This is a genomic window from Burkholderia alba, from assembly GCF_034721475.1.
Taxonomy (GTDB): domain Bacteria; phylum Pseudomonadota; class Gammaproteobacteria; order Burkholderiales; family Burkholderiaceae; genus Burkholderia; species Burkholderia alba.
The window spans coordinates 1-913 of the sequence record NZ_JAWJWL010000148.1 but is presented as its reverse complement, the minus strand read 5'-3'; the positions used below and the strand labels follow the sequence as shown (position 1 = coordinate 913).

General features: G+C 68.9%; 1 protein-coding gene. It reads left to right on the top strand.

The window, feature by feature from the left end; translation table 11 throughout:
• Nucleotides 1–426: 426 nt before the first annotated feature.
• On the top strand, nucleotides 427–913 hold a 487-nt coding region (locus tag RZR99_RS32925; RefSeq protein ID WP_323123842.1), incomplete at its 3' end, for a phage integrase family protein.

Genomic DNA, 913 nt, shown 5'->3' with positions numbered 1-913 from the left:
TGCTCGACGGGCTGCGCCGCGCCTGCTATCGCCAGGTGGTCCGCTACCGGCATGAACCGATTTTCGACGAACTGCTCGGCGCGGCTTTCATCGCTTGGGTGCGTCAGCCAATCCGGTTGTCGCAGCAACCCGTGTCCGAGCGGACCGCCCACTACTCGGCTCCGATTCAGGTCGCTGAACTGACCGCGCCGGTCGCGCCGCGCTCGACTGGCTTGAGAGCCTTGCCCAGGCGCCGCAGTGGGATACGCTGCGCGGCCTCTCATACGGGTACCGCCCACCGGCAGACNTACTCGGCTCCGATTCAGGTCGCTGAACTGACCGCGCCGGTCGCGCCGCGCTCGACTGGCTTGAGAGCCTTGCCCAGGCGCCGCAGTGGGATACGCTGCGCGGCCTCTCATACGGGTACCGCCCACCGGCAGACGTGCGATGACGACGCCGGCCGAACAACTGACCCTGCCGCCACCGCGCACCTATACGCGCAGCGATTTCGCCGCGTTGCGCGCGTGGGTCCAGCGCGTGCCGCCGTCGACGATCGCCAGCCGCTACTACGATCCCGACACCACGCCCTACGAGGATGATCCTGCCACACTCGAGCGGCATCTGAAGACGATGCGCGACGACCTGGTGCATCTCGCGATGCTGAACGGATCATCGGTGCTGGCCGAGCACCTGAAGACCTCGATTCGGCAGCACGGCAATGCCCGGCTGACCGCGGTCTCGCTGCGCATGGTCGAGGACGCGGCTAAACTCGCCGCGGCGACGCCGGCGGCGGAGCACCGGGTGAGCCTCTGGTTCCGGCCCGCGATCGCGCTGCGGTTGACGGGGGAGGGGATCGTCACGCTCGGTGAGCTGGTCGCGTTCTGCAATCGTCGCGGCGGCCGCTGGTGGCGTCGTGTGCCCCGTATCGGCGCGG